Origin of the sequence: Cupriavidus sp. CuC1 (assembly GCF_044627735.1) — a bacterium.
In the GTDB taxonomy this organism is placed as follows: domain Bacteria; phylum Pseudomonadota; class Gammaproteobacteria; order Burkholderiales; family Burkholderiaceae; genus Cupriavidus; species Cupriavidus ulmosensis.
This window is the reverse complement of the sequence record NZ_JBIUHC010000068.1, coordinates 1-26,726: the sequence shown is the minus strand read 5'-3', so window position 1 is coordinate 26,726 and position 26,726 is coordinate 1. Positions and strand designations below refer to the sequence as shown.

23 protein-coding genes and 2 pseudogenes are annotated in these 26,726 nt (G+C 64.4%); 14 read left to right on the top strand and 11 right to left on the bottom strand.

Features of this window, described 5'->3' with window-relative positions; genetic code table 11:
* Positions 1-584 precede the first annotated feature (584 nt).
* The 5 genes and pseudogenes from ACGLHR_RS26680 to ACGLHR_RS26660 form a co-directional block, all read left to right on the top strand.
* Positions 585-1,541 (top strand): ABC transporter permease, encoded by a 957-nt coding sequence (locus tag ACGLHR_RS26680; protein WP_400097128.1) that lies wholly within the window; start codon positions 585-587, stop codon positions 1,539-1,541.
* A 31-nt stretch (positions 1,542-1,572) separates the two neighbouring features.
* Positions 1,573-2,457, top strand: coding sequence for an ABC transporter permease (locus ACGLHR_RS26675; RefSeq protein WP_400097127.1), 885 nt, complete (start codon positions 1,573-1,575; stop codon positions 2,455-2,457).
* On the top strand, positions 2,457-4,100 hold the full coding sequence (locus ACGLHR_RS26670) for an ABC transporter ATP-binding protein (RefSeq protein WP_400097125.1): 1,644 nt from the start codon (positions 2,457-2,459) through the stop codon (positions 4,098-4,100). Before ACGLHR_RS26675 ends, ACGLHR_RS26670 begins: the two co-directional genes overlap by 1 nt.
* Before the next feature lie 25 nt (positions 4,101-4,125).
* On the top strand, positions 4,126-5,607 hold the full coding sequence (locus ACGLHR_RS26665) for an NAD-dependent succinate-semialdehyde dehydrogenase (protein WP_400097123.1): 1,482 nt from the start codon (positions 4,126-4,128) through the stop codon (positions 5,605-5,607).
* A 138-nt stretch (positions 5,608-5,745) separates the two neighbouring features.
* Positions 5,746-5,926 (top strand): annotated as a pseudogene (locus ACGLHR_RS26660) (aminotransferase class III-fold pyridoxal phosphate-dependent enzyme); the annotation flags it as partial.
* A gap of 167 nt (positions 5,927-6,093) precedes the next feature.
* Here ACGLHR_RS26660 and ACGLHR_RS26655 read toward each other — a convergent pair.
* Positions 6,094-7,713 (bottom strand): ABC transporter substrate-binding protein, encoded by a 1,620-nt coding sequence (locus ACGLHR_RS26655; RefSeq protein ID WP_400097121.1) that lies wholly within the window; start codon positions 7,711-7,713, stop codon positions 6,094-6,096.
* 267 nt (positions 7,714-7,980) lie between these two features.
* On the opposite strand from ACGLHR_RS26655, the gene ACGLHR_RS26650 reads away from it, so the two are divergent.
* The 5 genes from ACGLHR_RS26650 (at position 7,981) to ACGLHR_RS26630 (ending at position 13,454) form a co-directional block, all read left to right on the top strand.
* Positions 7,981-8,871 carry a GNAT family N-acetyltransferase gene (locus ACGLHR_RS26650; RefSeq protein WP_400097119.1) on the top strand — a complete coding sequence of 297 codons (891 nt, stop codon included), beginning with the start codon at positions 7,981-7,983 and terminating at the stop codon, positions 8,869-8,871.
* Between the two features lie 193 nt (positions 8,872-9,064).
* On the top strand, positions 9,065-10,468 hold the full coding sequence (locus ACGLHR_RS26645; RefSeq protein WP_400097117.1) for an aspartate aminotransferase family protein: 1,404 nt from the start codon (positions 9,065-9,067) through the stop codon (positions 10,466-10,468).
* 51 nt (positions 10,469-10,519) lie between these two features.
* Positions 10,520-10,894 carry a (2Fe-2S)-binding protein gene (locus tag ACGLHR_RS26640; RefSeq protein ID WP_318234364.1) on the top strand — a complete coding sequence of 125 codons (375 nt, stop codon included), beginning with the start codon at positions 10,520-10,522 and terminating at the stop codon, positions 10,892-10,894.
* Positions 10,891-12,291 carry an FAD-dependent oxidoreductase gene (locus tag ACGLHR_RS26635; RefSeq protein ID WP_400097115.1) on the top strand — a complete coding sequence of 467 codons (1,401 nt, stop codon included), beginning with the start codon at positions 10,891-10,893 and terminating at the stop codon, positions 12,289-12,291. Before ACGLHR_RS26640 ends, ACGLHR_RS26635 begins: the two co-directional genes overlap by 4 nt.
* On the top strand, positions 12,288-13,454 hold the full coding sequence (locus tag ACGLHR_RS26630; RefSeq protein WP_400097114.1) for an NAD(P)/FAD-dependent oxidoreductase: 1,167 nt from the start codon (positions 12,288-12,290) through the stop codon (positions 13,452-13,454). Before ACGLHR_RS26635 ends, ACGLHR_RS26630 begins: the two co-directional genes overlap by 4 nt.
* 152 nt (positions 13,455-13,606) lie before the next feature.
* Here ACGLHR_RS26630 and ACGLHR_RS26625 read toward each other — a convergent pair whose 3' ends face one another.
* The 3 genes from ACGLHR_RS26625 to ACGLHR_RS26615 all read right to left on the bottom strand — a co-directional run bounded on the left by ACGLHR_RS26625 (position 13,607) and on the right by ACGLHR_RS26615 (position 15,622).
* Positions 13,607-13,951: a cupin domain-containing protein gene (locus ACGLHR_RS26625; RefSeq protein ID WP_400097168.1), complete on the bottom strand. Its 345-nt coding sequence runs from the start codon at positions 13,949-13,951 to the stop codon at positions 13,607-13,609.
* A 99-nt stretch (positions 13,952-14,050) separates the two neighbouring features.
* Complete coding sequence (locus ACGLHR_RS26620) at positions 14,051-14,752, bottom strand: HAD-IA family hydrolase (protein WP_400097112.1); 702 nt, start codon at positions 14,750-14,752, stop codon at positions 14,051-14,053.
* A gap of 117 nt (positions 14,753-14,869) precedes the next feature.
* Positions 14,870-15,622 (bottom strand): cupin domain-containing protein, encoded by a 753-nt coding sequence (locus ACGLHR_RS26615; protein ID WP_400097110.1) that lies wholly within the window; start codon positions 15,620-15,622, stop codon positions 14,870-14,872.
* A 35-nt stretch (positions 15,623-15,657) separates the two neighbouring features.
* On the opposite strand from ACGLHR_RS26615, the gene ACGLHR_RS26610 reads away from it, so the two are divergent.
* From ACGLHR_RS26610 to ACGLHR_RS26600, 3 genes are all read left to right on the top strand, one after another.
* Positions 15,658-15,876, top strand: a complete 219-nt coding sequence (locus tag ACGLHR_RS26610; RefSeq protein ID WP_400097108.1) for a hypothetical protein — start codon at positions 15,658-15,660, stop codon at positions 15,874-15,876.
* Between the two features lie 297 nt (positions 15,877-16,173).
* A complete protein-coding gene (locus ACGLHR_RS26605; RefSeq protein ID WP_400097106.1) occupies positions 16,174-16,989 on the top strand; it encodes a GNAT family N-acetyltransferase in 816 nt (271 codons plus the stop codon).
* Between the two features lie 215 nt (positions 16,990-17,204).
* The gene (locus ACGLHR_RS26600) at positions 17,205-17,531 is read left to right on the top strand and encodes an alanine racemase C-terminal domain-containing protein (RefSeq protein WP_400097104.1); all 327 of its coding nucleotides are present in this window, start codon (positions 17,205-17,207) and stop codon (positions 17,529-17,531) included.
* Here ACGLHR_RS26600 and ACGLHR_RS26595 read toward each other — a convergent pair.
* The 4 genes from ACGLHR_RS26595 to ACGLHR_RS26580 all read right to left on the bottom strand — a co-directional run bounded on the left by ACGLHR_RS26595 (position 17,419) and on the right by ACGLHR_RS26580 (position 22,457).
* Complete coding sequence (locus tag ACGLHR_RS26595) at positions 17,419-17,715, bottom strand: hypothetical protein (RefSeq protein WP_400097171.1); 297 nt, start codon at positions 17,713-17,715, stop codon at positions 17,419-17,421. The two genes, ACGLHR_RS26600 and ACGLHR_RS26595, sit on opposite strands and share 113 nt — an antisense overlap.
* A gap of 221 nt (positions 17,716-17,936) precedes the next feature.
* A complete protein-coding gene (acs, locus tag ACGLHR_RS26590) occupies positions 17,937-19,919 on the bottom strand; it encodes an acetate--CoA ligase (RefSeq protein WP_400097102.1) in 1,983 nt (660 codons plus the stop codon).
* Between the two features lie 443 nt (positions 19,920-20,362).
* On the bottom strand, positions 20,363-21,478 hold the full coding sequence (locus ACGLHR_RS26585) for a porin (protein ID WP_400097100.1): 1,116 nt from the start codon (positions 21,476-21,478) through the stop codon (positions 20,363-20,365).
* A 322-nt stretch (positions 21,479-21,800) separates the two neighbouring features.
* On the bottom strand, positions 21,801-22,457 hold the full coding sequence (locus ACGLHR_RS26580) for a response regulator (RefSeq protein ID WP_400097098.1): 657 nt from the start codon (positions 22,455-22,457) through the stop codon (positions 21,801-21,803).
* Between the two features lie 254 nt (positions 22,458-22,711).
* On the opposite strand from ACGLHR_RS26580, the pseudogene ACGLHR_RS26575 reads away from it, so the two are divergent.
* A pseudogene (locus tag ACGLHR_RS26575) lies at positions 22,712-23,008 on the top strand (ABC transporter); the annotation flags it as partial.
* Positions 23,009-23,231: 223 nt separating this feature from the next.
* Here ACGLHR_RS26575 and ACGLHR_RS26570 read toward each other — a convergent pair.
* The 3 genes from ACGLHR_RS26570 to ACGLHR_RS26560 all read right to left on the bottom strand — a co-directional run.
* Positions 23,232-24,851 (bottom strand): ABC transporter substrate-binding protein, encoded by a 1,620-nt coding sequence (locus ACGLHR_RS26570; protein ID WP_400097097.1) that lies wholly within the window; start codon positions 24,849-24,851, stop codon positions 23,232-23,234.
* 75 nt (positions 24,852-24,926) lie between these two features.
* Positions 24,927-26,216: an FAD-binding oxidoreductase gene (locus ACGLHR_RS26565; protein WP_318234375.1), complete on the bottom strand. Its 1,290-nt coding sequence runs from the start codon at positions 26,214-26,216 to the stop codon at positions 24,927-24,929.
* Positions 26,217-26,246: 30 nt separating this feature from the next.
* Positions 26,247-26,726 (bottom strand): HAD-IA family hydrolase (locus ACGLHR_RS26560; protein ID WP_400097095.1); only part of this gene is annotated, 480 nt, incomplete at its 5' end.

Here is a 26,726-nt window from a genome sequence, read left to right as displayed (position 1 = left end):
CACAAAACCATCGGTCGCACATGCTTCAATGGCAGGGAGATGACACGCTGCGCGCCCGTGCTGCCACAGCAAGAGACTGCCCCGCGCCGCATGGTCATGAATTTCCACTTTCGCGATCCCCGAACTCCCGTCCCCATCAGGAACTATTGCAATGTCAGAGAAGAAGCTGCTCGACGGCCTCATCGGCCCTGCCGAATCCACCCGGATCATGAGCGCCCTGCACCATGGCGCCAGCAGGTGCGACGTCCTGAGGATCCTGGCTGCCGCCGGCATGCAGCTAGACCTTGCCGGCAGCCTAGCTGGCGCGGCCGTGTCGGCGCATGCGCAAACACGCCGAGGCGGTCGCATCCGCTTAGGCAGCGATAATGCGTCACCCGCGCGATCGACTTCCGCACGGTGCTGCCGAGCGCCAGTGCCGACGCGCCGCTCACGCAGTTCTTCAAGTCCGACGCGGCGTGGAACGAGTCGCGCTACAAGGACCCCAAGTTCGATGCGCTGCTGCTTGCCTCGCGCGCTAAAAATCGGCTACTCGTTCGCCGAGCATCTCTGGCTGCCGGCCTGAACCGAACTAGAAAGGAGACACCGTGAACCCCTTCATCTTGCGTCTGCTGGCGCGTCGCGTCGGACTGGCGCTGATCTCATTGCTGGCCGTCTCGGCCATCGTCTTCGCCATCACCGCGGTATTACCCGGCGATGCCGCGCAGGAACAGCTCGGCCAGGACGCCACACCCGAAGCCCTGGCCGCGCTGCGTACCCAGATGGGCCTCGATGTCCCCGCGCCGGTGCGCTATGCGCACTGGCTGGGCGGCATGGTGACCGGCAATGCCGGCGAGTCGCTGGTCACCCGCATGCCAGTGTCGGAGGCCATCGGCAGCCGGCTGCCCCAATCGCTGCTGTTGGCCGGCCTGACTGCGCTGATCTCGGTGCCGGTAGCACTCGGCCTCGGCATCTTGGCGGCGGTCTACCGCGGGACCTGGTTTGACCGCAGCGTCAGCCTGGGCGCGGTGGCGGTGGTCTCCGTGCCGGAGTTCCTGATCGCCACGCTGGCGGTCTTGCTGTTCGCGGTACAACTGCGCTGGCTGCCCGCGCTCGCCTATATCGGCAACGACGATTCGTGGGACAAGATCCTGCGTTCGCTGGCCATGCCCGTGCTGAGCCTGTGCTGCGTGATTGTCGCGCAGATGCTGCGCATGACCCGCGCCGCGGTGATCGACCAGCTCAACGCGCCTTATATCGAGATGGTGCGGCTCAAGGGCGCCACCTCCACCCGCATGGTGCTGTTCCACGCCCTGCCCAACGCCATCGGCCCGATCGCCAATGCCGTCGCGCTGAGCCTGTCTTACCTGCTTGGTGGCGTCATCATCATCGAAACCATCTTCAACTACCCGGGGATCGCCAAGCTGATGGTGGACAGTGTCGCCCAGCGCGACATGCCCGTGGTGCAGGTGTGCGCCATGATCTTCTGTGCTGCGTACCTCACTCTCGTCACGCTTGCCGATGTGTGCGGCATCGTCGCCAATCCGCGTCTGCGCCACCGCTGATGCCTTGAATGCCATGCAGGAGCCGCAATTCATGTCCACTACCTCCAACACGCAAGCCACCGCCGCCGTGAGCGCCCCCGAACCAGGCTGTCGCCGCCCGCGCCTGCCCCGCCTGGGCATCACCGGCTGGATCGGCTGCCTGATCCTCATCGGTTGGCTGCTCGCCGCCATTCTCGGCCCGATCCTGATCAACCATGACAGCACGCCCACGGGCGAGATCCAGGTCTTCGGCTCGATCAGCGCCCAGCACTGGCTTGGCACCGACTACCTGGGACGCGACATGCTGACGCGCGTGATCGTGGGCGCGCGCTATACCGTCTGCGTGGCGCTGGTCTCGACCCTGTGCGCCAGCGGCATCGGCATCACGCTGGCATTGCTCGCCACCGTCAGCGGCCGCTGGATCGATGCCGGCCTGAGCCGCGGCCTCGATACGCTCACGGCGATCCCCAGCAAGATGTTCGCGCTGATCATGGTCGCGGCCTTCGGCTCGTCGGTGTGGATGCTCGCCGTCACGGCGGCGATCATCTACGTCCCGGGTGCGTATCGCATCGCGCGCTCGCTGGCGGTCAACATCAATGCGATGGACTACGTGACGGTTGCCCGCACCCGCGGCGAAGGCACCGCCTACATCATGCGCCAGGAGATCCTGCCGAACATCCTCGGGCCCATGCTGACCGACCTGGGGCTGCGCTTCGTCTACGTCGTGCTGCTGCTCGCCAGCCTCAGCTTCCTGGGCCTGGGCATCCAGCCGCCCGATGCCGACTGGGGTTCGCTGGTGCGCGAGAACATCGGCGCGCTATCCGACGGCAGCATGGCCGTGGTGGCGCCGGCGCTGGCCATCGCCAGCCTGACCCTCGCCGTCAACCTCGTCATCGACAATCTGCCGGGTCGCTCGGCACGTACCGGAGTCAAATAATGGGCACGTCCGTAAAGGTCAGCAATCTGCGCATCACCGCAGGCCAGGCGACGTTGGTGGATGGTGTGGACTTCGAGATCGAACCCGGCAAGGTGCTGGCACTGATCGGCGAGTCCGGCTCGGGCAAGACCACCACCGCGCTGGCGCTGATGGGCTTTGCACGCCACGGCTGTGAGATCTCGGGCAGCATCCGCGTCGGCGCTACCGACGTGCTGCACCTGTCGCCAGGCGACCAGCGCCGGCTGCGCGGGCGCGAGATCACCTATATCGCACAGAGCGCGGCGGCCTCGTTCAACCCGTCGCGCACCATCATGGACCAGGTGGTCGAACCGGCGCTGATCCACCGGCTTATGGATCGCAAAGCCGCCGAGAAGAAGGCGGTCGCGCTGTTCCGCGAGCTGGCGCTGCCCGATCCCGAGTCCATTGGCGAGCGCTATCCCCATCAGGTCTCCGGGGGCCAGTTGCAGCGCCTGATGGCGGCAATGGCCCTGATCACCGATCCCGACCTGGTGATCCTGGACGAGCCGACCACGGCGCTGGACGTCACCACGCAGGTCGAAGTGCTGCGCGTGTTCCGCCGCGCGGTGCAGGAGCGCCGCACCACCGCGGTCTATGTCAGCCACGACCTGGCCGTGGTGGCGCAGGTCGCGGATCATATCCTGGTGCTGCGCGACGGCAAGATGCGCGAGCTGGGCGAGACCGACCAGATCCTGTACCAGCCGGCCGACGACTACACGCGCTGCCTGCTGGCGGCTGCCCGGCCGACGGAACGTCCGGGCGCACCGGTAGACCCGGACAAGAGCCCCCTGCTGCTCGAGGTCCGCGATCTGTCCGCCGGCTATGGCGTCATCGATGCGCATGGCCAGCCGGCCTCGAAGATCCTGGAAGGTGTGGACCTGAAGCTGTACCGGGGCCAGGCGATCGGCGTCATCGGCGAATCGGGTTCGGGCAAGACCACGCTGGCGCGCGCGATCGCCGGGCTGGTGGCGCCCTGCCGCGGCAGCATCGCGTTCGACGGCCGCCCACTGAAACCGACGGTGGCCAAACGCAGCCACGACGAGCTGCGGCGCATCCAGATCGTGTTCCAGATGGCCGATACCGCGCTCAATCCTGCACGCACCGTGGAGGAGATCCTGGCGCGGCCGCTGCAGTTCTTCCATGGCCTGCGCGGCGAAGCGAAACGGGCACGGATTCGCCAGTTGCTCGATCTGGTGCGGCTGCCGGCCGGCGTGGCGCAGCGCACGCCTGGCGGCCTATCCGGCGGGCAGAAGCAGCGCGTGAACCTGGCCCGGGCGCTGGCGGCCGAGCCGGAGCTGATCCTGTGCGACGAGATCACCTCGGCGCTAGATACCGTGGTCGGCGCGGCCATCCTGGACCTGATGGCAGAGCTGCGCAAGGAGCTCGGCGTCTCGTACCTCTTCATCAGCCACGACCTGCACACCGTGCGCTCAATCTGCGACGAGATCGTGGTGATGCAGCATGGCCGCAAGCTGACCCAGGTCGCGCACGCGGACTACGACCGCGGGCCGCACCACCCCTACTACGCGCTGCTGGCGCGCTCGGTGCCCGAGTTGCGCCGCGGCTGGATCGATGAAGTCGATCTGCATACCGAGGGCGCGGTGCGCGCCGTTGCCACCGCCTGATCCCATTCTTAAGGAGAGTTTGTCCATGCCTTTGTCCCTCCAGAACCAGACCTTGCTTCCCGGCCGCAACTTTATCGGCGGCGAATGGTGTGGCGCCGCCGACGACCGCACCTTGTCCGTGGCGGACCCCGCCACCAACGAAGTCTTTGCCCTTGTGCCGGACAGCGGCGCGGCCGACGCACTCCGCGCCGTCGATGTCGCGCACGCGGCCTTTCCGGGCTGGCGCAAGACCCCTGCCAAGCAACGCGCGCAGATCATCAAGCGCTGGAACGACCTGATCGTCAGCCACATGGAAGACCTTGGTCGCCTGATCTCGCGCGAGCAGGGCAAGCCATTGGCCGAAGGCAAAGGCGAGGTGCTCTATGCCGCGAGCTATGTCGAATGGTTTGCCGAAGAAGCCACGCGCGCCGATGGCGACGTGATCGCCGCGCCTGTTCCCGGCCGGCGCATGCTGGCACTGCGCGAGCCCGTTGGCGTCATCGCCGCGATCACGCCGTGGAACTTCCCCGCCGCGATGATCGCGCGCAAGATCGCGCCAGCGCTAGCCGCTGGCTGCACGGTGGTGTGCAAGCCCGCCGAGGATACGCCGCTGACCTCACTCGCGCTAGTGAGGCTCGCCGAACAGGCGGGCGTGCCGCCCGGCGTTCTGAATATCGTCATCACCTCTCGCGAACGGGCGGCCGAAGTCGTCGACGTATGGCTGGACGATGCCCGGGTGCGCAAGATCACCTTTACCGGCTCGACGCCAGTGGGCAAGCACCTGGCGCGCCGCTCCGCCGATACGCTGAAAAAGCTGTCTCTGGAACTGGGCGGCAATGCACCGTTTATCGTTTTCGACGACGCCGATCTCGATGCCGCCGTCGATGGTTTGATGGCCGCCAAATTCCGCAACGGTGGACAGACTTGCGTGTGCCCGAACCGCATTTACGTCCAGGACAAGGTGCATGACGCCTTTGTCGAAAAACTTGCCGCGCGCGTCGGCGCACTGGTCGTCGCCCCTGCCACGAACCCGGCCGCGCAGATCGGCCCGATGATCAACGCGCGGGCGGTCGACAAGATTGAACGCCATGTCAAGAACGCGATCAGCCGCGGTGCCCGCGTGGTCGTCGGCGGCGAACGCATCTGCAACGAGCAGTGTCCGGGGCCGAACTACTATGCGCCCACGGTGCTGGTCAATGTGGATGCGTCGATGGACTGCTCCTGCGAGGAGACCTTCGGCCCAGTGGCGCCGGTTACGCGCTTCAGTAGCGAGGCGGATGTGGTCGCGGCGGCTAACGCCACACCGTTCGGGCTGGCGGCGTATTTCTACTCGAATGATGTGCGGCGGATCTGGCGCCTTGCCGACGCGCTTGAGTCGGGCATTGTCGGTATCAACGAGGGTGCGCTAGCCGCGGAAGCGGCGCCCTTCGGCGGCGTGAAGGACTCCGGCTACGGCCGCGAAGGGTCGCGCCATGGCCTCGAAGAGTATATGCATATCAAGTACGTCTGCCAGGGGCTGCTGGACTGATAACGCTCCTCTTCCTCTCGAGCGGCCGGCGCAAGCCGGCCGGTTTGCATTTCGCGGCTTGCCGGCAAAGGCCTCATCCATCCCATCGAAGGAACTGCTGTTCCTCCCGCCACAAAGATGTTCGGCTTCCTGCATGCGGGCATCCAGCCTGACCTGGTCACGGCGGCGAAGAGCCTGGCCGGCGGCATGCCGCTGTCCGGCGTGGTCGGGCGCCGAGATCATGGCCCTGCCCGCGCCTGGCGGCCTGGGCGGTACATATGGGGGCAATCCGCTGGCCTGCGCCGCCGCGCTGGCGGTTCTCGACCTGTTCGAGGAAGATTGCGCGCGGCGATTGCCCTGACCGGCAACCAGGCCCGCGTTCACCGGGACCGGCGAACCGGCCCCCGGCTACTTGAAGTGGGCCGGGAGACTTTGGGCAAGTATGGCCGGCCTGACCGCCAGGGCGCAGGAGCGAACGCTTGCGAAGAAGGGCACAGCCCTGTCCCATCAGGCCTCGAGCCAGACATGCTCCGCAAACGAATAGCCCATCAGCCCACCCAGCGGGATCGGTGACAAGCCCTTGAGCTTCGATGAATGTCCGTCGATGCTGGCCAAGAACAGCGGGATACCGATGCCGGCGTCCTCGTGGATCATGGACTGCATGTCGGCATACATTTGGCTGCGTTTGGCGGTATCGGTTTCGGCCCGCGCCGCCAGCAGCAGCTGGTCGAACTTGGGGTCTTTCCAGCGTGACTCGTTCCAGGGCGCATCGGACTTAAAGAACTGCGTGAGGATGGTGTCGGCGCTGGGGCGCGGGTTGACGTTGCCGAAGCCAACGGGACTGTTGAGCCAGTGGTTCGACCAGTAGCCGTCGGCAGGCATGCGCTTGATGTCAAGGACCAGGCCCACACGTTGCGCAGTCTGCTGCAGCACGGTCGCCATCTCGACCGAATACAGGGCAGCAGGCGAGGTTACCACCGGCACCTTGCCTGTCACGCCGGACTTGCCCAAATGGTACTTAGCTTTGTCGAGGTCGAAGGCGCGCTGAGGCAGGCCCTTGAAATAGAAGCGGTTGGTGGGGTCGATCGGCTGGTCGTTGCCGAGCACCGCATAGTCAAGCGCGATAGCCTTCTTCATCTGCGCGCGGTCCTGCAGGTACTTCATCCCCATCACAAAGTCCGGGTTCATGCCAGGACCCGCGTCCTTGCGCAGGATCAGGTCTGTGTACTGCCCCGATTGCGTGACGAGGACGCCGAAGCCCGGCGTACCCTTGACGCGGGCCACGGAGCGCGGGTTGACAGAGGCCACCAGGTCCATGCCGCCGGACAGCAGCGCGTTGACGCGCGCGCTCTCGTCGCCGATACCGACGAACTCGATCTCGTCCAGGTAGGGCCTTCCCTGCCTCCAGTATGCATCGTTGCGCACCACCACCGTGCGCACGCCCGGCCTGAACTCCTTGATCTTGTAGGGCCCCGTACCGATGCCCGCGTTGAAGTCGGTGGTGCCGTCCTTGACGATGAGAAAGTGAAAGGTGCCCAGGATCACCGGCAGGTCGGCATTGGGGCTGGTAAGCACCACCGTGACCTCGTTAGGACCGGTGCCTTTCACGCTCTCGATCTGCTCCGCCAGCACCTTGGCCTTGGAAGCGGTGGCGGGGTCCTTGTGGCGCATGATCGAGTACACCACGTCGACCGGAGACAACGCCTTGCCGTCGTGAAAGGCGACACCTTTGCGCAGCGTGAAGATCCAGGTCTTGGCATCGGTGGTGTTGAACGATTCGGCCAACGCCGGCCGCGGCGTCAGGCTGCCATCGAGCGAGGTCAGGCCGTTGTAGACCATGCTGCAGCGCACGTAGTCGTTCTGGTTCGATTGCTTGGCCGGATCGAGCGTATCGGAGGCAGCTGCCGTGGCGGCCGCCACGCGGATGCGTCCGCCACGCTTCGGCGTCTGCGCATGGGCCTTGACGGACAGGCCGGCGAGGCTGCCGGCCAGCGTGGCTTGCATGCCGCCCGCCAGCAACATCGCCAGCACGTCACGCCGCGTCGCGCCGTGCTTGAGCAGATCCATCACACGAAGGCTCTCGCCCGGGCCAACAAGGTTCTCGAACTCTTTACGGCTTTCGCTCATCGTAGTGCTCCTGGTTGGTCTGGAAAGGCCGGCAGGCGCGGACTTGTCATGACACACCGCAAATGGCTGCAGGTCATTTATGCTAGTCATGATAGCTCAGCATTTCTCTCTGTTACCGCCTGCGCTACCGCATTGAATTGCAAAACCGGCACCTCCCGCAGACGAATCTTGCAAGTTTCGGATAAACCCCAACTCGTTCTGGCTGGACCGCCCGATGTCGTCCAAGATAAATGCCGGAGCCAACCTTTTGCCACGAGGACAACGCCCATGTTTTCCCCGCTACCTCATGCCCGGGACACCATTGCCGACGACGACGTGGTGCTGCGCCCGATGACCGCCGACGACCTGACGCGGGCCCACGCCCTGTCGCAGGAACAGCGCTGGCCCCATCGCCTGACCGACTGGAAGCAGATGTTCGCGCACGCCGAGGGCATCGTGGCCGAACTCGATGGCCAGCTCATCGCCACCGCCCTGCGCTGGCGCTGGGGCAAGCGCCACGCCACCATCGGCATGGTGATTGTCACGCCGGCATGCCAGGGCCGGCGCATCGGCTACCGGCTGATGCGCGCGCTGCTTGAAGGCCTGGACGACTGCACCGTGCTGCTGCACGCCACGGCCGACGGCCGCGGCCTGTACGAGCGACTGGGCTTTGCGCGCACTGGCGAGGTCTGCCAGCACCAGGGTACGGCCCAGCCTGCCCCGCTGATCGCCCTGCCCGACGGCTGGCGCCTGCGCCCCGCGGGTCGCAACGAGGCCGCCGCACTGCACCGGCTAGACACCCAGGCGCGCGGCATGCCCCGCAAGGCATTGGTCGACGACCTGCTGACCAGCGCCGAGGCCTGCGTGGTGCTGGACTTGGAGAGCGAGCCGCGCGGCTTCGCCATGGTGCGCCGCTTCGGGCGCGGCCATGTCATCGGCCCCGTGGTAGCCCCCGACGCCAAGGGCGCCAAGGCGCTGGTCGCGTACCTGGCCGGCCAAAATGCAGGCAACTTCACGCGCATCGACATCGACTGCGCCAGCGGCCTGGGCGAATGGCTGGAGAGCATTGGCCTGCCGCGCGTGGATGTTCCCACGACCATGGTGCGAGGTGCGCCGCCGCTGGTCACGCGGCCGGGCGCCGCGGCGCTGTTCGCGCTCGTCACCCAGGCCATGGGCTGAAGCCGCGCCAGGCCGCGGAAAGCGCACTGCCAAACAATCTGCTGCCACGGCCCGCATAACAGCAGCGTACTTCGTTCAGCCCCCTCAATGCAGCACCACGCCATGTGCCACCGGCCCTAAGCTTCATGCAAAGGCCAGCCAGTTGTGCTGGCGCATGATTAGACGAAAATGACGGACGCGAACGGACCCTGCCATGACCCAACTCACCGACCTGCCCCAGCTCGCCGCGCTTGACGCTGCCGATCGCGCACACCTGATCCACCCTGTGTCGCCCTGGCGCACGCACGAGCAGCGCGGCCCCACCGTGCTGTCGTCGGGCCGGGGCGCGTGGCTGACCGACGCCACCGGCCACGAAGTGCTCGACGCCTTCGCCGGCTTGTGGTGCGTCAACGTCGGCTACGGCCAGGAAAGTGTGGTGCAGGCCGCCGCCGAGCAGATGCGCCGCTTGCCCTACGCCACCGGCTACTTTCATTTCAGCAGCGAGCCGGCGATTCGCCTCGCTGACAAGCTGGTGCAGATCACGCCCCGCTCGCTGAACCACGTGTATCTCACGCTCGGCGGCTCCGAGGCGGTCGATACGGCCGTGCGTTTCATCACGCAGTACTTCAACGCCACCGGACGCCCGTCGAAGAAGCACTTTATCTCGCTGGAGCGCGGCTATCATGGCTCCTCGTCGACGGGCGCGGGTCTCACTGCCCTGCCCGCGTTCCACCGCGGCTTTGACCTGCCGCTGCCGACGCAGCACTACATCCCCTCGCCCAATCCCTACCGCGCTGTGGATCCCACCGATGGGCAAGGCATCATCGACGCCTCGGTGGCGGCACTGCGCGCAAAAGTCGCCGAGCTCGGCGCGGACAATGTGGCCGCGTTCTTCTGCGAACCCATTCAGGGCTCGGGCGGCGTGATCGTACCGCCCAAGGGCTGGCTCAAGGCCATGCGGGACGCAGCGCGCGAACTGGACATTCTCTTTGTGGTCGACGAGGTTATCACCGGCTTCGGCCGCACCGGCCCCATGTTTGCCTGCGAGGCCGAAGACGTCGACCCGGACATCATGACCCTGGCCAAGGGCCTCACCGCCGGCTACGTCCCCATGGGCGCGACACTGCTCTCCGACCAGGTCTATGCTGGCATCGCCGACGGCGCACCCGGCGCAGCGCCCATCGGTCACGGCGCCACGTATTCGGCCCACCCCGTCAGTGCGGCAGTGGCCCTGGAAGTCCTGCGCCTGTATGAGGAAGGGGGCATCCTGGTCAACGGTCAGCGTCGCGCGGCCACCTTCGCAGCCGGGCTGGATGCGCTGCGCAACCATCCGCTGGTGGGCGACTCGCGCCATCGCGGCCTGCTGGGTGCGCTGGAGCTGGTCAGCGACAAGGCCAGCAAGCGCGGCTTCGACGCATCGCTGGGCCTGTCAGATCGCATTGCCGCTACCGCCTACCGCAACGGCGTCGTGTTCCGCGCCTTCGGCGACAATATCCTCGGCTTTGCCCCGGCGCTGACGTACACCGAAGACGAATTCGAGCTGATGTTCGCGCGCGTAAAGAAGACGCTCGACGACGTACTGGCCTTGCCCGAAGTGCGTGCCGCGCTTGCGAGCTGAGATTGCAGCAGCCAGACCATTGTTTCCAAACCAACGCCGAGCCGCCGCCCCATGCCCGACAACGCTCCCCCACTGCCCGCGCGATTCATGCGGCTGGCAGAATCCGACCGTCCCACCATCACACTGCACATCGATGGCCACAGTGCCACCGCACTGGCGGGCGACACCCTTCTGGTCGCGCTGCTGCTGAATGGCCGGCGCCTACGCGACAGCGAGTTCGGTGACGGCCCGCGCGCGGGGTTCTGCCTGATGGGCGCCTGCCAGGACTGCTGGGTATGGACGCCTGCCGGCGAGCGCCTGCGCGCTTGTTCCACGCTTGCCGAGGCCGGCATGGAGGTGCTGACCCGACCGGCCGCGCACCACTGGCCCGTGACACAAGACCTGCAGGAATCGCTCGCGCGCCACGCGCCAGGAGCCGCCACATGAGCGCGCCGTCAGCATTGCCCCGCATCGTCGTGGTCGGCACAGGCCCCGCCGGCGTACGCGCGGCCCAGGCACTGGTGCAGGCCGGGCTGCGCCCTACCGTGGTCGATGAAGGCCGGCGCGACGGCGGCCAGATCTATCGCCGGCAGCCCGAGGGCTTCAAACGCTCCTACGCCAAGCTCTACGGCAGCGAGGCCGACAAGGCCCAGGCGCTGCACCGCGATTTCGACGCACTGCGCGCGCGGATCGACTACCGGCCTAACACGCTGGCGTGGAACCTGACCGAGGGTGAACTGCATGTCGTGTGCGGGGACGAGCCGCAGACGCTGCCCTTCGACGCACTGCTGGTGTGCTCGGGCGCGACCGACCGGCTCATGCCGGTGCCCGGCTGGCACCGCGCCGGCTGCTACAGCCTGGGCGCTTCGCAGATCGCGCTGAAGGCCCAGGCCTGTGCCATCGGAGCGCAGGTCGTCTTCCTGGGCAGCGGGCCGCTGCTCTACCTGGTGGCCTCGCAGTACATGCAGGCTGGCGCGCGCGTGGCGGCCGTACTTGACACGTCCCCCGCCAATAAATCCTGGGGTGCCGTCGCCGGGCTGCTGGCACGCCCGCGCCTCGCGCTGCGCGGGCTCGGACTGATCCGCGCGCTCAAGGCGGCCGGCGTACCGGTGCTGCAGGGTGTGACGCCGCTGGTCATCGACGGGGACGACCGCCTTGGCGTGCAAGCCGTGGCCGTGCGCGATGCGCGCGGGCGCGAGCAGCGCTTTGCGTGCGACGCCGTGGGCCTGGGCTGGCACCTGCGCGCCGAGACCCAACTCGCCGACCTCGCGCGCTGCGAATTCGCCTTCGAACCCGTGAGCCGCCAGTGGCTGCCGCGCATCGACGTGGACGGCCGCAGCAGCACGCGCGGCGTCTACCTGGCCGGCGACGGCGCCCGCATCCTCGGTGCCGATGGCGCCGAGGCCGCGGGCCGGCTCGCGGCGCTGGCGGCGCTGGCCGACCTGGGGCATGAGCGGGGTCGCTCGCTATACGCCGCGGAGTCGGCTGCGCTGCGCCGCACCCTCGACCAGATGGACCGCTTCCGCCAAGGACTGGCGCGCGCCTTCCCGTGGCCGCACGCGCAGGCCGCCGCACTGCCCGATGCCGCGGTGGTATGCCGCTGCGAAGCCGTGACCGTGGGCGAGTTGCGCCGCTGCGTGACCGAACTGGACACCCAGGAAGTCAATCGGGCCAAGGCCTTCAGCCGCGTTGGCATGGGCCGCTGCCAGGGCCGCTTCTGCGGCCATGCCGCGGCCGAGATCGTGGCGCAGGCCTGCGCCATCCCGATCGAACAAGTCGGTCGCCTGCGTTCGCAGGCGCCGGTCAAGCCACTGATGATGAATACACGTGAGGTGCAGCCATGAGCAGCACGGCAACCAAGACGCACGACGCCGATGTGCTGGTGCTCGGGGGCGGCCTGATGGGCACGACCACCGCCTTCTTCCTGCGCCAGCATGGCCTCTCGGTCGTGCTGCTGGAGCGTGAGCTGGTCGGGCGCCAGGCCAGCGGCACCAACTTCGGCAATGTGCGCCGCCAGGGACGCGCGCTGCACCAGATGCCACTGGCCAACCGCGCGCGCGCCGTCTGGGGGCGTGTGAAGGAACTGCTGGGCGAGGACCTCGAGTTCGTCCCGTACGGCCACTTGCGCGTGTGCTACACCGAACAGCAGGCCGCCATAATCGAGCAACACGCGCGCGACGTGAAGCCGCTCGGGCTAGACCTGCAGCTCTTCAGCGCCGAGCAGTTGCGCCAGCGCTGGGGCATCTTCGCGCCCGGCGTGGTGGCGGGATCGTATTCGCCGCAGGACGGCCATGCCAACCCGCGCCTGGCCGGCCCGGCCTTCGCGCGCGCCGCGCGTCGCGCCGGCGCACAGATCGTCGAGCATGCCGAGGTGATGCGGGTGGAGCGCGACGCCAATGGCTTTGTTGCCCACACCGCCGATGGTCGGCGCTTTCGCGCGCCGCAGATACTGGTGGCCTGCGGCGCCTGGTCCAACCGCATGGCCGAGCAGTTCGGCGAAGCCGTGCCAATGGACGCGCGCGGCCCGCAGATGGGCGTGACCGAGCCCCTACCCTATGCCATCGGCCCTTCCATCGGCGTTTCGACGCCGATCGAGCATGAGAGCCTGTACTTCCGCCAGATCTCACGCGGCAACATCGTCTTCGGCGGCGGCCTCAAGGGGCCGGCGTATACCGACAGCATTCGCGCCTACGTGAAGCCCGACAACGTGCTGCGCCAGCTGCGCGAGCTGCGCCGTTTCGTGCCGGCCTTCGAGCATGTGCAGCTGATTCGCGTGTGGAGCGGTATCGAAGGCTATACCACCGACTGGCAGCCGGTGATGGGCCCCAGCGCCACGGTGCCTGGCCTGCATTACGCCTTCGGCTTCAATGGCGAGGGCTTTGCGATCAGCCCCGGCGTGGGCGAAACCATGGCCGAACTGATCGCCACGGGAAGTACCTCGATTCCGCTGGAGCCCTATGCCATAGGGCGCTTTGCCCGTGCGCAGGTGTTGCAGGAGGTAGTCTGACCCGCACCGAAAGCGAGGCGCCTGTGAAAGTCATCGGATTCCCGCTTGTGCGGGAACGACGGAGCAATGCCGTTCAGTTATGCCTGCGACGTCCCCGCGAAAGCGGGGACCCAGCGATTTTCATAGACACCGGATCCTCGCTCGCGTGCCGATCACTGCAAGATCACATAGACCTTGCGCAGGGGTTCCAGAATCTCCCAGATGCCGGTCGTGTTGGCCGGGAAGAACAGCGTGTCTCCGGTCTTGATCCGGATCGGCGTGCCGCCCGTCGGTGTAAACAGGCATTCACCCGCAAGGATGTGCATGACTTCGGCTTGCGCTACTTGCCGCTCGTAGGAGCCGACTGTGCATTCCCACAAGCCGGTCCGGTTTTGTCCGACTCCCTCCAGATCAACTTCGAAGCTGCGGGCATGGCACGGCGGTTGGCTTAGCGGTCTGCCGACAGGGCCGTCGTCGGTGAAGTCGCCGCAAGAGGCGGAATGCGGAATGATGGTGATGGGATGGAGGTCAGAAGAGTGAGAGCGGAAACGGGGCGGGAAAGATAAGCGATGGACAAGGGCGGTGCGACTTGCACACCGCCCCGGCGCGAGAACGCGTTACTCGCTGCCCTCGACCGCATCCGCCAGTTGCGCCAGCGAATGGAAGTGGTAGTCCGGCCTGGTCAGCTCCGGCACTTCCATGGTGCCGCCAAAACCCGGTTGCGCATGACGGCGTTCGATCCAGCAGGTCTTCAGGCCGAGCTTTCTGGCAACGCCGATGTCATGGTATTGGCTCTGCGCCACGTGCAGGTTGTCCTGTTGCTTGTAACCCCATTTGGCGTCATAGCGGCCACGCGCATAGGCGAAGTACTGCGGGTCGGGCTTTTCCGTCAGGGCATCGTCACAGGTGACGGTGTCGTCGAACGGGAAGTCCAGCGTCCTCTCGAAGTGGGACAGCGCCCAGCGCTGCGCGTTGGTCATCGCCACCAGCTTGAAATGCTTGCGCAGTCGCTTCAGTGCCTCGACCGAATCCGGGAACGCCTTCCAGTGGACCACGGAGTCCCGCAGTCCGCGTGCGAGTTCGTCGGAATCGGGCAAGCCCAGGCTCTGCGCCATCAGGTGCCAGCAACGTTCCAGGTCATCGGGATACCACATCGTCTTGTCAGCGGCGCGCGTGCGGCGATAGGCGGCGAGGAAATCCTCATCGCTGATGGCGCTGTCGGGAACAGCGCGACGAAAGTAGTCCAGCATCCCGCCCTCGAAGTCAATCAGCGTGCCAACCACGTCAAATGTAAGTACTTTGAAGTCTTTGAGTGCCATGAAGAACCTCTGCTAGTAAGAAAGAGACAAAAAAAGCCCACAGGCATGACTGCCTGCGGGCAAAGCTTCACGGTGAAGCGGAGACCACCAGTGAACGTCAACGGCCCGCAGTACGAACTACGCCGGACGGAACATCACATAAACCTTGGCCACCTGCTCGCGGCTATCCCAACTGCACCGCGCATGCTGTTCGACCAGAAAGATATCGCCGCGCGAGAACGTTCCGCTACGGCCGGTTTCATCTTCAAACGTCACGCTGCCCTCCAACAGGTACATCAGTTCGTAGTGGGGATAGAACATCGCGCGGCGATGGTAGGGTGTCGAATCCCAGGTGCCGCAGACGAACTGACCGTCCTCAGAACGATAGTCCGTGTAGTTGCGACAAGCGGGAGTCGGCGTGAGCAGCAACTCGGCCGCAGGCGCGCTGGACGGTTCCAGTACCGGCCCTTCCGCGATCGGCAGCAGCGCGCGCGCACCAGGACTGCTGTACTGGTAGCGCACGAACAGGATCGACACCGGGCATTCAGCGGACCAGACGAATTCGGCATCATGCAACAGCACGGCGCTGTTGTCCGGACCCAGCACGATCGTGCGATCCTGCTGGGTAAGTGTCAGCTTGCCCTCGCAGACGATGATGAACTCATCCGCCGGCTGTGCCTTGACCAGCCCGCTCCCGCCGTCCAGCGTGATAACGCCGACCGTTACCGGTCCCGGTGGCAAGTCCAGCATGCGACGCCGGGAAAGGAAGTCGTCTTCCCCGGAAGCGTCGGTGAAGGGAACACCGAGGGAATGGTCCTGCGCAAACGCACGCAAATCGACAAATGTAGCCGGCGTGGCGCGCTCGGTGATGCCCTGCTGCAAACTTGACATGACTGTTCTCGCGATGAAACGAGGATTACGCTGCCATGAGCCGCGCAAGCCCTCAAAAAGGAAAAACTCTCTCGGCGCAGGCGTTGCCCGACATGGATCGTGTCCGCGCTGGCGTCGCCTACGCCCTGAACAGCATTACAGCACTATCGAGCCTCGGGAGTATTGCGTTTGGACAGTGTCAAAGCATAGAAACAGCGGCATTGAACGTGCCGTTCAGCATAACTTGCTGCATCCCGAACAGTTCGCTGCTGTGATAGGCGCCGGCCGATGCCCTGGGGGGGGATCCGCGGACTGCATCCCGTAAGCCCTTTGCAGGAGCGCGGGCGTAGCAACTTCTGCGGTCTGGCGCCGGCCGAACGGCATAAGCGCCGCGCGACAAAGCGGCTGCCAGACGATCCTGTGGAATCGCATTGGCGCCGTAAAGCGGGAAGGACACTGTGGCAAGATGGCTTCAGTCAGTAGTCCTGCCAGACGTATTGAAGATTCGGCTTACTTTAAAGGAAGACACCATGCCAAGCCACGCTATCCATGCTCCAGTCACCTACCGCGCCATGAGCGAAGAGGACGTGCCCGCCGCATATGAACTGTCGCAATCCTTGCGCTGGCCGCATCGTGCTGAAGACTGGCAATTTGTCCTTCGTCTAGGTACTGGCTTCGTCGCGGAGGAAGCCGGGGTGGTGATCGGCACCGGGCTTTGCTGGAAGCAGGGACAGCAAGCATCGCTTGGGATGATCATCGTGTCGCCGTCGCATCAAGGCAAGGGCGTCGGCAGCGGGTTGATGCGCCTGGTGCTGGAAGCGCTTGGCGACCGCTGCACACTGCTGAACGCAACCCCCGCCGGACAGCCGCTGTATGAGCGCCTCGGCTTCGTCGCGACCGGCACCATCAATCAGCATCAGGGCACGATGAATGCCGTCGACCCGGTGGCACTGGCCGCAGGAGAATCGCTGCGTCCGCTCGAGCCAGGCGATATCGAGACGATCGTCGAACTCGGGAATCGCGCAACTGGCATGTCGCGCGGCGAAGTGCTGAAGTCATTGCTCGCCGTGGGTGAGACGATGGTGCTGGAGCGCAATGGGGAAGCGGTCGGATTCTCGGTCATGCGCCGCTTCGGGCGGGGCAATGCAATCGGGCCGGTGGTGGCCTCCGATAGCGAACGCGCGAAAGCCTTGATTGCCTGCTGGTCTAGCGCCTACACCGGGTCTTTCGTGCGCGTGGATGTCACGGGAACGAGCGCCCTGCAGGACTGGCTCGCGCAGGCGGGACTGGTGCAGGTGGATATCGTCGTGGCGATGGCGCGTCATGGCGTACCGACGGCGGATAGCGCGCTCAAGCAGTTTGCCATCATCAGCCAGGCGCTCTGCTGAGCTACGTCGACGCATGCGCAGGGCCATCGAGGCGGTTCGTTCGATTACACACATGACCCACTTCTCGGACGCTGACGGCGCTACGGGCATCAGCGACGCAGTTGGAGGTTTTTCGCACAACGACGCGCGGCCTGCCAGGGGAGATCAGCGTGGCGAATTCTGCCGGCACGCTTTGGCATGCTGACAGCCGCATGGAATAGGTGCGCGCTGCAGTCATGCTCTATGGCGCGTCCCCCTCGGGTAGCTGGCAGGACGTGCAGGGCCAGGGACTGCAGGCGGCGATGACATTGCAGAGCAAGATCCTGGCCGTGCAGAAACTACGAGCCGGCCAATCGATGAGCTATGGCTCCCGCTACGTTGCGCCGGACACGCGGCGCATCGGCATCGTTGCACCCGGGTCTGTCAGCCTTGCCGGCAGCATGAGGTGGGCTACTCATCGCCTGCATGGAACTCTGATACAAATGTCGGCGCTTCTTCCATGCGATAGCGGCTATTCTGGCACACGTAGTACATGGCGTGATGGCGGCTGCCTGCGAACGTGACGCAGCAAGAGTGCTCGAAGCGACCGAAACGGGTGATACCGATGCCCGGCGATCCCGGCTGCTCCCATACGCGCTGTTCCTCGACGCAGTCCAGGACGCGATGCTGAGTCCTGGGATGCATGGATGAATTGAGCATCATGTCGATGTACCCGAATTCACCGAGCAAAGGGTAGCGCTGCTGCATTGCCGTCCATCGTCGCTTAGGCGACATTGCAGACCTCCGTGTCGGGCTCGATTTTTCCAGTGTTCAGCATTTCAACTACTTTCAGATCATGGTTGCAGTGCCCGACCTTGATCGTAAACTCCATCATCAACTCCTGAGCCCCCTTGTATAGTCGCCTTCTAAAAAATGTGCATTGACAGGCAGCCTCGCACAGTGTGCGGATCGCCGGTCGAATTGCCCGATTACTGCGCTTGCCTGAGTTGCTCCAGGATCGCAGGATCCTCAAGGGTCGACAGGTCCTGCGTGATCGGTTCGCCCTTGGCGATTGCGCGCAGCAGCCGGCGCATCACCTTGCCCGAGCGGGTCTTGGGCAGGTTGTCGGCAAAACGGATTTCCTTGGGCTTGGCGATCGGACTGATCTGCCTGGCGACCCAGTCGCGCAACTCCCTGGCGATCCGCTGCGCTTCGTCGCCCTGGGGCCGGGCGCCCTTCAGCATGACATAGGCGCAGATGGCCTCGCCGGTGGTATCGTCCGGCTTGCCCACCACCGCGGCCTCGGCGACGTGCGGGTTAGCGACCAGCACCGATTCGATCTCCATGGTGCACATGCGGTGCCCGGAAACGTTGAGCACGTCGTCGATGCGACCGGTAATGCTGAAGTAGCCGGTCGATTCACTGCGTACCGCGCCGTCACCTGCCAGGTAAAGCTTGCCGCCCAGCTCCTGCGGGAAATAGCTTGCCTTGAACCGCTCCGGATCGCCCCAGACCGTACGAATCATGGACGGCCACGGGCGCTTGAAAACCAGGATGCCGCCTTGCCCGTGCGGCAGTTCGTTGCCAACTTCATCGACCACTGCGGCCATGATTCCCGGCAACGGCAGCGTGCAGGAGCCTGGCAGCAACGGCGTCACGCCAGGCAACGGGCTGATCATGTGCCCGCCGGTTTCGGTTTGCCAGAAGGTGTCGACGATGGGGCATTTTCTATTGCCAACGTTGTCGAAGTACCACATCCACGCCTCCGGGTTGATCGGCTCCCCTACTGTGCCGAGCAGGCGCAGGCTGGACAGATCGTACAGCTTCGGATGCAGCGCCGGGTCCCTGTCGCAAGCCTTGATCAGCGCGCGGATCGCCGTCGGGGCGGTATAGAAGATCGTGGTTCGATGCTTGCGGACCATGTCCCAGAAGCGACCGGCATTAGGGTAGGTCGGCACACCTTCGAAAACCACTTGGGTCGCGCCCCCCGCAAGCGGCCCGTAGGCGATGTAGGTGTGGCCGGTGATCCAGCCGATGTCGGCTGTGCACCAGAATACGTCGGAAGGCTTGATGTCGAACGTCCACTTCATCGTCAGCATCGCCCACAGCAGATAGCCACCGCATGCATGCTGCACCCCTTTGGGCTTCCCGGTAGAACCTGAGGTGTAGAGGATGAACAGCGGATGCTCGGCATCGACCCATTCCGGCTCGCAGGTCGTGCTCTGGTCGGCGATCAGCGCATCTAGCCAGAGGTCACGTCCGGGGACGAGAGCGATGCTGGCGCCGGTGCGCTTGTAAACGATAACGTTGCTAATACTGTCGCAACCGCCCAAGTCGAGGGCTTCGTCGACAATCGACTTCAACGGCAGATGCTTGCCTCCGCGCACCTGCTCGTCGGCGGTGATCACCACCACCGCGCCGGCATCGATGATCCGTTCGTGCAGGGATTTGGCCGAGAAGCCGGCAAAGACTACGGAATGCACCGCACCGATGCGCGCGCACGCCTGCATGGCGGCAATGCCTTCGACGGACATCGGCATGTAGATGACCACGCGATCGCCCTTGCCGATGCCAAGTGCCCGCAAACCGTTAGCCAACTGACAGACCCTTGCGTGCAGCTGCGCATACGTGATTCGCGTGGCGTGGCCGTCGTCGGCTTCAAAGAGGATCGCCGTCTTTTCGGCATTGCCGTTCGTGAGATTCCGGTCCAGGCAGTTGTACGAAACGTTGAGCTCACCGTCCTCGAACCAACGATAGAACGGAGCTTGCTCCTCGTTCAGCGTCTTGGTGAACGGCTTATGCCAGCTGATGTGGTCGCGCGCATGCCGAGCCCAGAAACCTTCGTAATTTTCTTCGGCTGCGGCGCATATCGCCCGGTAGCCTTCCATGCCGGAAATGTTCGCGTTGTTGACAAACAGCGCAGACGGGTTGAAAAGCTCGGGTTCCTGTTTCGGGTGGGCGATGTCGGACATGGCTGTTTCTCTGAGCGTTTTAGAAAAATTTCAACCGATGATCCAGAGGATCTGGTATCACCAGTAGCGATGTCTAAAGGGAATCATGGCGACGAGCGGATCGGCGCGGCGCACGATAGTGATGACTGTCGGCTACGGCGGTACGTACTTTGTATCCCCTCGATATGAAGAGCGAGAGCAGGCTTGCGATCGGGATGAAGTATCGCATCGCAGCTCTGGCAGAACCTGCCGAATACGCTTGGAACTTGCAATTTCCGGTGCTTTCTCGCCCGCCGTTGGCCGCCTGGCGCTGCGCCTCTGTGTCTGACATGATGCGGAGGCAGGCGGCCAATGCGAAACCGTCCCGGGATGGATGGTGCTCCAGGCCTGGCAACCCTGAGCCAGGACGGATTTGCATCAGAAACCCGGACGTGCCCCGGGTCTGCACGGACGGACTTATAAGCTTAGAATTTGTGGCGGATGCCAACAACAGCGCCAAACTGGTTTGCACCCGGCTGCACGGCTTCGCTGCTCGCACCCAGCTGGTCATTGAACCCATTCACCCCCAGGTTCGACTTGCCGCGATTCAGTGCATACGCCAACGTGGTGTAAAGGTCCGTGCGCTTCGATAGTGCATAGTCAACCAACGCAACGAACTGCCACGGGTTGCCGGCGTTCGACTGACGCAGGTTCTGATAGTAGGCGGAACCACTGACCGACAGCGCTGGCGATACCTGGTAGCCAACGCCAACCCAACCGAGGTTCGACACTGTGTTGGTCAGCGCAACGCCAGGCAGGGTGGCACCGTTGAACGCGTGAGCATATCGGTAACCGCCGTAGAGCTTGGCAGGACCGAAAGTGTATGTCCCGGCGACTGCGGTCCGTGTGATCAGACTATTGGTCGACAGAACCGTGGCTGCCGACCGGTTCGACTGGTCGTAAATGGCGCCAACGGCGAATCCGCCTGCGGCATAGTTCACAGCAAACGAGTACTCACGCCCGTTGGTGAAATTGCCGGCGACTTCCTGGTTGCTGCTGTTGAAGCTATAGAGGGCAGTCACGCTCAGGCCGCCGAACGTCCCCATATACTTGGCAGAGTTGTCGGCACGCGCGCCGCCCATGAACGGGTCTTGTGCACCGATGGAATAGCGACTCGCGATCGACATCGGGTCGTAGGTAACGCCAAAGTCATAGAACGGCGTCGTGTGCCGACCTAGCGTAAGCTGGCCCCACTGGTTCTGCAGGCCAACATAGGCGCCGCGTCCAAAGAGACGACCACCCTGCCCCGAGGTGCCGGTATCGAGGTTGAATCCGCTCTCCAGCAGAAAGAGGCCCTTCAGACCGCCACCCAGGTCTTCTACGCCGCGCAACCCCCAGCGCGATCCGGATTGGTTGCCCGATTGCAAGGCCCATAGATTGTTGCCCTGGGCGCTGGCAGGTACGGTACCCGTTGAAGCAATGGCCTTGTTCAGGTATTCAATGCCCACATCGGCAACACCATACAGCGTGACGTTCGATTGCGCATACGCGCTGGGAACCACCAGCAAGGCGGTCGCAAGGGCCGACAGTTTGAATTTCATGAGATTATTTCCTCGAAGAAGGGTAAGTAGCCCATTCGCATTGGCTCGAATTGTGGCGACGCAAATTCTGCATCGTTTTTTAAACAATTCACAATCCCTAGTTGAACTAGGATGTTGGTATTCGATCTAAATTTTCTTTTAGGCCGTCGCCTATTTCCATCATTCAACTATCCACTTAAGATGTGAGGGCGCTCTGCTGTCGCGTGTATGTTCATCAGCACATATCGACACTTTCCATGGTTTTGCGGTAGAGCCCTCCGGGGGCTGCTCTTGGGCAGCTCCCTTTTTTTCACAGCAACGGTTGCTAGCCGCAGCGCTGTCGTCAGGACGGGGTCGTCTCCCGTCTGTGCTTGACCAGATACAAAGCCAGTTCTATCTCATTTCGCAGCCCGAGCTTGCTCATGGCCGAGCACTTCTGAACGCTGATCGTCTTGACGCTGCGCCGGAATTTCCGTGCGATCTCCTGCAGCGGATAGCCTTGCGCCAGCAAGCGAAAAACCTCACGTTCGCGTGGGCTGAGACGATCGTCGCACGGGTCATCGCAATGGTGGGTTGCGACAACCAACAATCCCTCGGTAGTCGGGTCGATGTATTTGGCGCCTGAGAGGACCGTTTGGCATGCATCCGCCACGAACTGCAGACACATCGATTTTGCGACAAACGCGTCGGCACCTTTCGCCAGCAATTCATGAACCAGACCATTTGGACGCGCCCCTGTGAAGACTACGATCTTCACCTCCGGGTACAGCCGATGTAGCCGTTCTATCAAGCGCAACCCGTCGATCTCTCCACCATAGTCATAGCCGGTAATGACGATATCCGGCAGTCGTTGTGCATGCTTCTTCAGTTCCTCGAGAAGCCCATGGCCGCTATCCGCGATGGCGATGACGTCAATGCTTTGACGGGCCAAGTACGGCGCCAGTCCGGCGAGCACCACAGGATGATCGTCGGCAATCACGGCGGTAGTTTTGGTGCTCATTGCCGGCAGACCAGGCGCCCTCAAATCTTTCAGCATCCTTTTGCACGGTCCACAAGGCCGACGAGCGGTTCGCCGCGCTCGCCACCGCTCAGATTGTCCAGGACGGCCAGGGCTGGCGTGTCGTCAACATCGTGCAGGGTCGTCGCGTATGTCATTGCAGTCGTAGCAGTGCCGGGCGAAAAGAGAAAATCATGATGCGATGATTCGCCAGCGTCCGATAGGACAAAATTGCTGCATCCGGGACGCAGCTATAGGCGCTAGATACCGTGGTCGGCGCGGCCATCCTGGACCTGATGGCAGTGCTGCGCAAGGAGTTCGGCGTCTCATACCTCTTCATCAGCCACGACTTGCACACCGTGCGCTCAATCTGCGACGAGATCGTGGTGATGCAGCATGGCCGCAAGCTGACCCAGGTCGCGCACGCGGACTACGACCGCGGGCCGCACCGCCCCTACTACGCGCTGCTGGCGCGCTCGGTGCCCGAGTTGCGCCGCGGCTGGATCGATGAAGTCGATCTGCATAGCAGAGGCGGGATCGCGGCTTCGCGATAGCGCCGGCCGGCCGGCGCGGTGCCAGCAGGCGCCGGCCGGGAACAGATGACGGGCTTGCCGCAGGGGCTTTTACAATGCAAAGCGGCCGGCTTGCGCCGGCCCAAAGCTGACAAATCTCTGAAAGGCGCTAAGAAGTAGCGAGGCAAATCCACGACCTTTACCTCACCGCTTGTGTGCTCCCTCTCCCCCAAGCGTGAGAGGGGCAGCAAGGCCCCCTCCAAGATCAGGCATCCAGCCAGACGTTCTCCGCAAACGAATAGCCCATCAGCCCACCCAGCGGAATCGGCGACAAGCCCTTGAGCTTCGACGAATGTCCGTCGATGCTGGCCAGGAACAACGGGATACCGACGCCGGCTTCCGCATGAATCATGGTCTGCATGTCGGCATACAACTGCCTGCGTTTACCGGCATCGGTCTCAGCCCGCGCCTCCAGCAGCAGCTGGTCGAACTTGGGGCTCTTCCAGCGCGATTCGTTCCAGGGCGCATCGGACTTGAAGAACTGCGTGAGGATGGTATCGGCGCTGGGGCGCGGGTTGACGTTGCCGAAGCCCACGGGGCTGTTGAGCCAGTGGTTCGACCAGTAGCCGTCAGCAGGCATGCGCTTGATGTCGAGTTCCAGGCCCACACGCTGCGCAGTCTGCTGCATCACCATCGCGATCTCCACCGAATACATGGCGGCCGGCGAGGTCACCACCGGCACCTTGCCCGTCACGCCCGCTTTGCGGAAATGAAACTTCGCCTTTTCCGGGTCGAAGGGTCGCTGCGGCAGTTCCTTGAAGAAGAACCGATTGGTGGGGTCAATCGGCTGGTCGTTGCCGACCACCGCATAGTCGAGCGCGATCGCCTTTTTCATCTGCTCGCGGTCCTGCAGGTACTTCATTCCCATCAAGAAGTCCGGGCTCACGCCAGGACCCACGTCCTTGCGCATGATCAGGTCTGAGTATTGTCCCGATTGCGTGACGAGGACGCCGAAGCCAGGCGTACCCTTGACGCGGGCCACGGAGCGCGGGTTGACCGAGGCCACTAGGTCCATGCCGCCCGACAGCAGCGCGTTGACACGCGCACTGTCATCTGCGATGCCAACGAACTCGATTTCATCGAGATAGGGCTTGCCGGGCTTCCAGTAGGCGCTGTTGCGCACCACGAGCGTGCGCACGCCCGGCTTGAATTCCTTGATCTTGTAGGGTCCAGTACCGATGCCGGCACTGAAGTCGGTGGTGCCGTCCTTGACGATGAGGAAGTGAAAGGTGCCCAGAATCACCGGCAGGTCGGCATTGGGGCTGGTGAGCACCACCGTGACCTCGTTCGGGCCGGTGGCTTTCACGCTCTCGATCTGCTCGGCCAGGACCTTGGCCTTGGAAACGGTGGCGGGATCCTTGTGGCGCATGATCGAATAGACCACGTCGGCCGGAGACAACGCTTTACCGTCGTGGAAGGTCACGTCCTTGCGCAGCGTGAAGACCCAGGTCTTGGCATCGGTCGTGTTGAACGACTCGGCGAGGGCAGCCCGCGGCGTCAGGCTTCTATCGAGCGAGGTCAGCCCGTTGTAGACCATATTGCAGCGCACGTAGTCGTTCTGGTTCGATTGCTTGGCCGGATCGAGCGTATCGGAGGCTGCTGCCGTGGCGACTGCCACGCGGATACGTCCGCCACGCTTCGGCGTCTGCGCATGCGCGTTGACGGCCACACCGGCCAGGCTGCCGGCCAGCGTGGCTTGCATGCCGCCCGCCAGCAACATCGCCAGCACGTCACGCCGCGTCGCGCCGCGCTTGAGCAGATCCATCACACGAAGGCTCTCGCAGGGGCCGACAAGGTTCTCGCACTCGTTACCGCTATCGTTCATGGTTGGTTGTGCTCCTGATTAATCTGAGAGGGAAACAAGGTGCTCGCGGCGTAAAAGACGGTTGGTGCGCAAAGCTCAGGCAAGCCGGTCCTTGAGCTGGTAGTACAGCCCCACCGCCGGCAGGAACCACGGCGGGCCGAAGTGCCCGGGAATGGCGGGCCAGTCCCGGTCGCGCCATGGATTGGCTGCCGCGTCGCCGGCCATCACCGCGGCCATGCGCTCGCCCATGTGCACCGACATCTGCGTGCCGTGGCCGCTGTAGCCCATGGAGTAGAACAGGCCGTCGCGCTCGCCCGCATGCGGCAGGCGGTCCTGCGTCATGTCGACCAGTCCGCCCCAGCAATAGTCAAGCCTGACCTGGCCGAGCTGCGGGAAGATCTCGGCCAGGCCGGCGCGCAGGATCTCTCCGCTGGCTGCATCCTGCTGCGGACTGGAAATGGCAAAGCGCGCCCTGCCGCCGAACACCAGGCGGTGGTCGGGCGTGAGCCGGAAGTAATGATGAATGTTCGCCACCGTGACATAGGTGCGGCGCCTGGCCAGCAGTGCATTAGCACGCTTGGCGCCCAGCGGCTCCGTGGTCACGATGAAGCTGCCGATCGGCACGATGCGCCGGCGCAGCCAGCCGAAGCTGCCGTAGCCACCGTGGCGCGAAGCCCCGGTGGCGAGCAGCACCTGCCGGGCCAGCACCGTGCCGCGCGCGGTGTGCAGGCGGTGCACCTGCCCCTGCACGCGTTCAATGCGGCTCACGCAGGTGCCAGTGTGGATCTGTGCGCCGTGGCGCTCTGCGGCCACGGCCAGGCCTTGCGCGAAGCGGCCCATATGCATCTGGCCGCTGCGCTTGTACAGCAGGCCACCATGGAAGCGCTCGCTCTGCACCTCGGAACGCACGCGCGCCGCGCTGAGAATTTCCACGTCGGTGTCCACGCCGTCGGCGACCAGGCGCTCGGCGCTGCGCCGTAGCGCTTCCATCTGGTGCGCCCGGGTGGCGAGCTTGAGTTTGCCATTGCGCAGGAAGTCGCAGGCAATGCCCTCGTCGCGCACGATGCGCGCCACGGTATCGACGGCGTCGTCATAGGCGTGGTACCAGCTGCGGGCGCGTTCCACGCCCACCCTGGCAGCCAGCTCCGCGTAGTCCACCGCCAGCCCGTTGTTCACATGGCCGCCATTGCGCCCGGAGGCCTCGGGCGCCACGGTGGCCCCGGCTTCCAGCACCACCACGCTGGCCCCACGCCGGGCCAGCGCCAGCGCCGCCGAAAGCCCGGTGAAGCCGCCGCCGACGATGGCCACATCGACCTGCGGCGGCAGGTCGTGCGCATCCAGTGCCAGGGTCGGCACCGAATCGTTCCAGTAGGAATCAAGCTTCATGGTGTGGGGACGGAACTGTGGAGGCTCAATTCAAAGGCCGACGACGCCGGGCAGGCCGCCGATATCCTGGATTTCGATGTAGCGGTACGCCGCGTTGCCCGGGCCATGGCCGCGGTTCACGAATACCTTGTTGACGATGCCGATGTCGTCGGCCGACATCAGGTCGTAGCGCAGGCTCGACGATACGTGCAGCACGTCTTCGGGATTGCAGCCCAGCGAATCGAGCATGTACTCGAACGCCTTCAGCCGTGGCTTGTAGGCCTGGGCCTGCTGCGCGGTGTAGACGCGGTGGAACGGCGCGCCGAGCATGGCCACATTCTTCTGGATCTGGGCGTCAGCAGCGTTCGACAGGATCACCAGCGGAATCTCCTTGGCCACCTTGGCTAGGCCGGCGGGCACATCCTCATGCGGGCCCCACGTCGGCACGGCGTCATAGTGTGCGCTGAGCAGCGCGTTGTTCAGGAGGGTTGAAGTCCCTCTGGCGCCCGGATGAGGGGTGCCATATCCGAA

Coding starts and splice junctions, on each gene's coding strand:
- ACGLHR_RS26675 (WP_400097127.1), top strand. CDS start 1,573: ATGTCCACTACCTCCAACACGCAAGCCACCGCCGCCGTGAGCGCCCCC.
- ACGLHR_RS26670 (WP_400097125.1), top strand. CDS start 2,457: ATGGGCACGTCCGTAAAGGTCAGCAATCTGCGCATCACCGCAGGCCAG.
- ACGLHR_RS26665 (WP_400097123.1), top strand. CDS start 4,126: ATGCCTTTGTCCCTCCAGAACCAGACCTTGCTTCCCGGCCGCAACTTT.
- ACGLHR_RS26655 (WP_400097121.1), bottom strand. CDS start 7,713: ATGAGCGAAAGCCGTAAAGAGTTCGAGAACCTTGTTGGCCCGGGCGAG.
- ACGLHR_RS26650 (WP_400097119.1), top strand. CDS start 7,981: ATGTTTTCCCCGCTACCTCATGCCCGGGACACCATTGCCGACGACGAC.
- ACGLHR_RS26645 (WP_400097117.1), top strand. CDS start 9,065: ATGACCCAACTCACCGACCTGCCCCAGCTCGCCGCGCTTGACGCTGCC.
- ACGLHR_RS26640 (WP_318234364.1), top strand. CDS start 10,520: ATGCCCGACAACGCTCCCCCACTGCCCGCGCGATTCATGCGGCTGGCA.
- ACGLHR_RS26635 (WP_400097115.1), top strand. CDS start 10,891: ATGAGCGCGCCGTCAGCATTGCCCCGCATCGTCGTGGTCGGCACAGGC.
- ACGLHR_RS26630 (WP_400097114.1), top strand. CDS start 12,288: ATGAGCAGCACGGCAACCAAGACGCACGACGCCGATGTGCTGGTGCTC.
- ACGLHR_RS26620 (WP_400097112.1), bottom strand. CDS start 14,752: ATGGCACTCAAAGACTTCAAAGTACTTACATTTGACGTGGTTGGCACG.
- ACGLHR_RS26615 (WP_400097110.1), bottom strand. CDS start 15,622: ATGTCAAGTTTGCAGCAGGGCATCACCGAGCGCGCCACGCCGGCTACA.
- ACGLHR_RS26610 (WP_400097108.1), top strand. CDS start 15,658: ATGAGCCGCGCAAGCCCTCAAAAAGGAAAAACTCTCTCGGCGCAGGCG.
- ACGLHR_RS26605 (WP_400097106.1), top strand. CDS start 16,174: ATGAGCGAAGAGGACGTGCCCGCCGCATATGAACTGTCGCAATCCTTG.
- ACGLHR_RS26600 (WP_400097104.1), top strand. CDS start 17,205: ATGCTCTATGGCGCGTCCCCCTCGGGTAGCTGGCAGGACGTGCAGGGC.
- ACGLHR_RS26595 (WP_400097171.1), bottom strand. CDS start 17,715: ATGCAGCAGCGCTACCCTTTGCTCGGTGAATTCGGGTACATCGACATG.
- acs (WP_400097102.1), bottom strand. CDS start 19,919: ATGTCCGACATCGCCCACCCGAAACAGGAACCCGAGCTTTTCAACCCG.
- ACGLHR_RS26585 (WP_400097100.1), bottom strand. CDS start 21,478: ATGAAATTCAAACTGTCGGCCCTTGCGACCGCCTTGCTGGTGGTTCCC.
- ACGLHR_RS26580 (WP_400097098.1), bottom strand. CDS start 22,457: ATGAGCACCAAAACTACCGCCGTGATTGCCGACGATCATCCTGTGGTG.
- ACGLHR_RS26570 (WP_400097097.1), bottom strand. CDS start 24,851: ATGAACGATAGCGGTAACGAGTGCGAGAACCTTGTCGGCCCCTGCGAG.
- ACGLHR_RS26565 (WP_318234375.1), bottom strand. CDS start 26,216: ATGAAGCTTGATTCCTACTGGAACGATTCGGTGCCGACCCTGGCACTG.